Origin of the sequence: Candidatus Chloroploca mongolica (genome assembly GCF_004762035.2) — a bacterium.
Lineage (GTDB): Bacteria > Chloroflexota > Chloroflexia > Chloroflexales > Chloroflexaceae > Chloroploca > Chloroploca mongolica.
On the sequence record NZ_SIJK02000063.1, the window covers coordinates 1 to 7,342 of the forward strand.

At 58.7% G+C, this 7,342-nt stretch carries 5 protein-coding genes; 2 read left to right on the forward strand and 3 right to left on the reverse strand.

The window, feature by feature from the left end:
• Positions 1-81: 81 nt before the first annotated feature.
• A complete protein-coding gene (locus tag EYB53_RS21410) occupies positions 82-1,305 on the reverse strand; it encodes a PAS domain-containing sensor histidine kinase (protein WP_135480878.1) in 1,224 nt (407 codons plus the stop codon).
• Positions 1,306-1,674: 369 nt separating this feature from the next.
• Positions 1,675-1,938: an SET domain-containing protein gene (locus EYB53_RS21415; protein WP_135480880.1), complete on the reverse strand. Its 264-nt coding sequence runs from the start codon at positions 1,936-1,938 to the stop codon at positions 1,675-1,677.
• Between the two features lie 400 nt (positions 1,939-2,338).
• Between EYB53_RS21415 and EYB53_RS21420 the strand changes: the two genes are divergently transcribed.
• Both EYB53_RS21420 and EYB53_RS21425 read left to right on the forward strand, forming a co-directional pair.
• The gene (locus tag EYB53_RS21420) at positions 2,339-5,734 is read left to right on the forward strand and encodes a chemotaxis protein CheB (protein ID WP_135480882.1); all 3,396 of its coding nucleotides are present in this window, start codon (positions 2,339-2,341) and stop codon (positions 5,732-5,734) included.
• Between the two features lie 20 nt (positions 5,735-5,754).
• Complete coding sequence (locus tag EYB53_RS21425) at positions 5,755-6,408, forward strand: response regulator transcription factor (RefSeq protein WP_135480884.1); 654 nt, start codon at positions 5,755-5,757, stop codon at positions 6,406-6,408.
• A gap of 73 nt (positions 6,409-6,481) precedes the next feature.
• Here the strand turns inward: EYB53_RS21425 and EYB53_RS21430 are convergent, their stop codons facing one another.
• Positions 6,482-7,159, reverse strand: coding sequence for a DUF1868 domain-containing protein (locus tag EYB53_RS21430; protein WP_135480887.1), 678 nt, complete (start codon positions 7,157-7,159; stop codon positions 6,482-6,484).
• Positions 7,160-7,342: the final 183 nt, after the last annotated feature.

Genomic DNA, 7,342 nt, shown 5'->3' on the forward strand with positions numbered 1-7,342 from the left:
GATTTGATTGATTGGTAGATCATCTGATCTCACACCAAGCGTTGAAGTCGGCACTACCTGATTTCATGCTTAAAAGCCAGTTCAGACGTGCCGAGCATGCTCGACAAGGAGGCGAGAGAGCAACAAGGTGACGGTGCAGCCCTCGCCCTCGACGCTCTGCACGCTAATGCTGCCCCCGTGGAGATCCACAATCGCCTTGCAGAGATAGAGCCCGAGGCCGAGCCCTGAGGCTACGCGTCTGTCATCAGCCTTGACCCGAAAGAAGCGCTGGAAGAGATACGGCTGAACCTGCGCCGGAATCCCGATCCCCGAGTCGCACACGTCGATCTGCACCTGACCTTCATGGAGCAGCGTTCGGATCACAATCTCGCCGCCACCAGGGCTATACTTGACCGCATTCTCGATCAGATTATGGAGCACTTGCTCTAAGCGGAGCGCATCGCCCTTAATCCAGAGCGGTGACGCATCAGAGTGTAGCCACAGTGTGTGCGAACTCAGAGTAGGCGCGAACGACTGTACCACGCGCTCTACAAGGGCACCAAGATCAAGGGTGGTCTTGCAGAGTTGGAACTCGCCATAGTCAAGCTGGGTCGCTTCCAACAACGTGTTTATGAGATCTTTGAGGTGAATGGTCTCTTTGACCAGTATTTCGGCCATACGGCGGACATCTGGGTCAACGCCCTCGTGGTTGTTCAGTCTTCGTTGGAGCAGCGTGCTCTGGCCTAGCAGCACCGTCAGGGGCGACCGAAGCTCGTGGGCGATGAACGCAAGCATGCAGTCGCGCTCGTCACGCGCCTGTTCTGCCTTCTGGCGCAACATCTGCTCGCCTACTAGTTGGTGTTCACTATCAATTGGTACGGCAATGCCTGTCCAGCCAATGAGTTTCCCCATTGCGTCGAGTTGAGGCGTACACTGGGAGCGAAACCAATGGTACATGCCGTCAACCCCGCACAGCCGGTGTTCGATCTGGAACGGCGCGCCATGCCTGATGGCGGCCTGCCACTGTTGAAGCGTAGTGGTTCGCTCCTCGGGATGTGCAAGTTCCGCCCAACCGAGATCCGTGAGTGCCTCTGCGGGCTTGCCGGTATACGTGCAGAACCTTGGGCTGACGTAGCTCCAGGAGCCGTTTGGCTGGCTGGTAAAGACGAGGGCCGGAATGACGGCAAGCAATTGGTGATCGGCAGACAATTCTGCACCTTGCGCAACACCGTTCGTCGTATTTGCTGCATGCATGTCTATTGAGGTGGGCGGGATATGCTGCTTCGAATGCCCATTGGTGCGAGAGACACCGGTTTTCTCGATCATACGAGTAGTTCCTTTCACGAGTGCGCATGACTCATGGGTGGAAGAGGGGAGCAAACACCTTGACAGATCCTGATGCTCAGTGTTGCAAGAGAGACCGAGTGGGGAGAGGAAGGCAGTTCGTCATACTCAGTGCCGCAGCAAAGACCGCTGTCACTGTCCGGTTACACGGTAAGAGCGACATTCAACCGATTTTATAGCTCATTGTAGCAAGAAAGATCTGCGCCCTCTAGCAGGTAAAGTTTGACATCCGTGCCAGGAAATACCTGACACGATCGGGTGGCTTCCACATCGATACAAGCATGGCGCTCGCCATGCTTGCTAACTGACCGATTCTGCATGCGCCGCTTTGCGTCTTTGCGTCAACACGGGTCAACCACAGATCTCCACCAATGCAGCGCTCTGCTCACCTTGATGGCGAGCATCTGGTACCAGACGGAGAAAACTGCTCAACACCACGCTCGTACTTCCGTCCACGCAGTGCAGCACGGTGAAGTGCCCGCTTTTGCGGGTCGTCTCGACAGGCACTTCATTGACCAAGAGAATGCCACGCGCATCATAGCGGACGAGGGCGACACCGGCGAGTCGCGACCCCCAATTAGCGGATTCGTAGACTGATAAGGTGCGATCAGACATTGAGTTGAACTCCTTCGTATGGTGTCACCGTCGTCTGCGACCGTCACCCCGCAGGGAAAGACGACATCCCCCACGTCCCGGGTGCGCTCAATCGTTCATCGCCAGTACAAAAACCTTGGTGGATGCTCTCCTGAGTCTAGCACTAGGCGGCCTCGGCAGGAAGCGGGCAAACCATCGGTGTTATGTCAGGCAAATCCTGTCATGGCAAGGGCGTAGCGATGGTATGGTTATGAAAAATAACCATCAGCGCGACGGCGCAACAGAGCCATCCGTGAGCCTGGCGACACGCAGGAACAGCAGATCCAATCGCCCTAATGAAAAAAGCTCGCCTTATAGCCCACAGTAAGCTACAATGGTATAAGGAGGTTCAGGAAGCTTAACTGTCTCCAGGAGGTTCACGATGACTGATAATGCCACTTCAGCGCCAGACCTGGATACTATTCGCTCGCCGATCCCAGAACAGAGTCCCGTGCCAGAGACGGGCCCGAGAGTTGTCGGGATCGGTGCATCAGCTGGTGGCCTACAGGCGTTCACCGAGTTCCTCCAGCACATGCCACCCGACAGTGGGCTGGCCTTTGTGCTGATTCAACATCTCGACCCTCAACAGCCCAGCTATCTTCCAGAACTCCTCAGGGTACAAACGCAGATGCCCGTAGACCAGATCAGTGACCTGACCGTGGTTGTGGCCAACCACGTCTATCTGATTCCGCCAAACACGGCGCTCACTATTAAACAGAACAAACTCCACCTGGAGCCGCCCGCCGCAGCGCGCGGGCAACGGTTGCCAATCGACTATTTCTTTCACTCGCTGGCCATAGACCAGGGGGCGCAGGCTGTGGGCATCGTGCTTTCGGGCACCGGAGCCGACGGCACCGAGGGCCTGACGGCGATCCGAGAGCACGGCGGGCTCACGCTTGTCCAGACGCCGACCTCGGCAGCCTATTCAGCGATGCCCCAGGCGGCGATCACACGCGGCGTCGTTGATCACATCGTCGCGATTGCCGAGATGCCTGCGCTGCTGCTCGCAAGCAACCCTTCCGCAGCCTCGCCGCCCCCAGTCGCCCCACCCGTCGATGCGTTCCGTCTGATCCTGGCACTCCTTCAGCAGGCCTCTGGCCACGATTTCAGCCACTACAAACGTACCACCCTCCAGCGCCGCATCGATCGCCGGATGCGGTTGATCCATCTGTCCAGCCTCGAAACATACCTCATACGCCTTCAGCAGGATCGGGATGAGGTAGATCTGCTTTTCCAGGATCTGCTCATTGGCGTGACAGAATTCTTCCGCGACCCGGCCGCCTGTGAGTCTCTGGCCCCGACCGTGATTGCTGGACTGTTGCGCAGCAAAGATGCCAGCGCACCGCTGCGTGTCTGGGTGCCCGGATGCGCTTCTGGCGAGGAAGCCTACTCGATCGCCATCATCCTGCGCGAGCAACTGGCGCAACTCGACACACCGCCACCCATTCAGATCTTCGCCACCGATATTGACGAGACCGCCCTCGCCGTCGCACGGACGGGCTGGTACGATGCGAGGATTCTCGCCCACGTCAACCCCGAGCGCCTCAGCCGATACTTTGTGCCAGAGGGCGCGGGCTACAAGGTAAAGAAAACCCTTCGCGAGTTGTGCCTCTTCTCGGTGCATAATTTGATTAGCGATCCGCCCTTCGGGCGGATGGATCTGATCGCCTGCCGCAATCTGTTGATCTACTTTGACACCGACCTCCAACGCCAGTTGATCCCGGTTTTTCACTATGCCCTGTCGCCGGGCGGCTATCTCTTCCTGGGCTCAGCCGAGAGTGCGGTTGGCGCGATCGATCCGTCCGAACTATTCCGGGTCATTGATAGTCGGCACCGCATCTACCAGCGCAAAGAACGGAGTGTGCAGCCGCGGATTGTGCTGCCCTGGGCCAGCTCCCGCCGACCCGCTATGCGCATCTCTGGCGCGACGGCGCATCAGCAAACCGTGGCAGCGAACGATCTTGGTGCCGCGATTGAGCGCATCCTGATCCAGGATTATACGCCGACGGCACTCGCAGTTGATCCGCAGGGGATCGTCTCTTACCTCAGTGGCCAGGCCTATCCGTACATCAGCGTGCCTCCCGGCGAACCCACAGCAAACCTGTTCGACATGGCCCATCCCGATCTCCGCTTCCCCCTGCATGCCGCTATCCGTACGGTTGCCCAGACCCTCACACCAGTGGTACGCGAAGATCTGATGCTGAGAACTGCCGAAGGAGAACGGCAACTGACCCTCACGGTGCGACCCTTTCCCGAGACGAACTCGGAAGGGGGGTTGCTTTTGGTAGTGCTGCAGGCGAGTCGGGTTACCCTGCCCCAACTCTCCTCCGTCGACCTGACATCTTCACCCACAACGCCCGCTGATGCCCTCGCCCAAGAGCTGCAACGCACGCGCGAAACCCTGGAGGCAACGATCAACGAACTCCAGAGTGCCAACCTCGACTTGACCGCAGCGAACGAGGAACTGCGCTCGCTCAACGAGGAGCTCCAGGCGACCAATGAAGAACAGCAGACCTCGAAGGAGGAAATTCAGTCGATCAACGAGGAGTTGCAAACGGTCAACGCCGAGCTTAGCAGCAAGATCATAGAGCTCGATCGGGCCAATGCCGACCTTGCCAACCTCTTTGCGAGCGCCCAGATCCCGGCCATTTTTCTGTCTCAAGATAGTCGGATCGCTCGCTTCACACCCCAGGCAACCGAACTCTTCGCATTGATCGAGAGCGACATTGGGCGTCCGCTTAGCGACCTACGCACCTATTTCCACCACGACAATCTCCCCCTCGTCATCACCCAGGTTCTCCAGACCGTCACGGCCATTGAAGAGGTGATCCACCAACCCGAGCGGGATCGCTGGTGGAGTATGCACATCCGTCCGTATCATACCCTTGCGGGTACCGTGGACGGGGTCGTGCTTACCTTTGCCGACATCAGCACGCTCAAACAGGCTGAGGCGGTGCTCCAGAACGCTCGGAATGATCTGGAGGAGCGTGTGACTGCCCGCACCGATGAGCTCGCGCTTACCAATGTAGCGCTCCAGGCCCAGGTAGCTGCGCGAACACGCGGTGAGCGAACCCGCCAGCGGCTGCTCCAACAACTGCTGATGGCGCAAGAAGAAGAGCGGGGCCACATCGCACGCGAGCTCCACGACCAGATGGGGCAGGATCTCACCGCGCTGATCCTGGGCCTCAAGGCCCTCCAGGATCGCCTATCAACCGACAACCCCTCGGCAGAACGCGTTACGCAACTTCAAACAATGGCGATGCAGATCAGCCAGGAGATCCGCAATCTGGCAGTACAGTTGCGTCCCTCGGTGTTAGACGACTTAGGCATAATTCTGGCGCTGCGCAACTACGTCGAGCAATGGTCGGCCCGTACACATGTCGCTGTGGATTTGCACACCAGTGGGCTCGACGAAAGTCGCCTGCCTCTGGCGGTCGAGACAACAATCTACCGCTTGGTTCAGGAGGGCCTGACGAACGTACTCAAGCACGCCAAGGCATCCGAGGTAAGCATCATCATCGAGCGGGACGCCGACCGGGTTCGTGTGATTATTGAAGACGACGGGCTTGGTTTTAGTGTGCCAGCAAACTGGGACACCCTCGTCGCAACACAGCAGTTGGGGCTGATCGGGATGCGAGAGCGGGTGAAGCTCCTGGGTGGCAATATGACGATCGAGTCGGAACCCGGCAGCGGCACCAGAATTTTTGCCCTCATCCCGTTGCCCGCCGCCATAGAAGGAGACAGCGATGATGCCGATCTTGATCTTCCTGGTCAATGATCATATGGAAGGAGAGAGCAATGACGCCGATCACGGTATTCCTGGTCGATGATCACATGGTATTACGTGAGGGGCTCAAGACCCTGATCGCCGCCCAGGCCGATATGAACGTGATCGGCGAGGCAAGCGATGGAGAGGATGCCTGGGAGCAGATCGCTGAGACCCGCCCAAATGTGGTAATCATGGACATCTCGATGCCGGGGGGAAACGGCATCAAGGCCACCGAGCGGATCAAGCAGACCTACCCAGAGGTCAAGGTGCTGGTCCTGAGCATTCACGACGACACAAGCTACCTGCGCCAGATGCTTACTGTTGGGGCCTCGGGCTATATCCTCAAACACACCGCAGCAGACGCCCTCATCCGGGCCATCCGCATCGTCGCGGCGGGAGGCGTCTACCTCGAACCATCGCTCGCCGAGCATGTGGTGAGCCGGTATGTGCAACGACCCTCAGCCGCCTCTGATCTGCTGGGTGCCGAACTCAGCGAACGCGAGCGCGAGGTCGTACAAGGCGTTGTGCAAGGTTACAGCAACAAGGACATTGCCAACCAACTCAGCTTGAGCGTAAAGACGGTTGAAACCTACCGGGCGCGCGCCCTCGAGAAACTCGGGCTGACCAGCCGGTCAGCCCTGGTGCGCTATGCCCTCGAGCGCGGCTGGCTCGAGACAAGCTGAGACGTACGCACCCCAACTTGTGATGGCGCACGCGGCCAGCTTCACTGACCGTGTGCGCCATCACACGCGAGCGTCAACGCACGCCTTCGATCGGGACAAAGTTGCTCATGTCATCAAAGCGACAGAGTTGCGGCGGTGGCAAAACAAGCGCTGCCCCGGCTGCCTGCAACGCAGGTTCCCAGTGATGACAAACGCTCGTGAGCACCTCCTCTTCTGCTCCTGTTAGCTCGATCAGGCGGTAGGCCAGGGAGAGGTGAAAGCCATACGTGTCGTGATCGGGAAACCGAATGCCGGTCGCTGCCGCAACCGACGCTCGATAGGCATGCAAGGAATTGCGGGTCGCTTCGTCGGCAGGTTTGAGCGTTAGCATCAAGTTGTTGCCGTAGAAGATACCGACGACGCGCATGACAAGCTCGGTTGGTGGCACAAGTGGCTGCACCCGTGCATACACAAAGGCATCTGCCTCGGCCATGGTACTCTCATGCGGCAACGCGTGGGCCCAGTGCGCTGGATCGCGAACCTGATCACACAACAGATCCATGACCGTCATATGAAAGCTCGCTGGCGGCAAAAAAGCAAACTTTGCCCCAACGGGGGTCTTGCCAAGCGCCTCCTGAAAGGCGCTAGCCGTCTGAAACAGCGGGTGGGTCGGGCTAAGCATGCAGATGATCGTATTGCCGGGAAAATACTGCGGGGTACCATCCGCATGAAATTTACGTCCCACTTCGCGTGTATAGCGCGGCATGGTCATGTTCGGCTCCTCGGTGTTGCTCCAAGTATGTCTCTTGTTTATACCTTCAGTATACGATCAAAGCACCCGCAAGGGCACCCGCAAGGGGTGCCCCTACACCGGACCCGCCCCCCGGCCCTGTAGGGGCACCCCTTGCGGGTGCCCCACCCCCTTGCGGGTGCCCCACCCCCTTGCGGGTGCCCC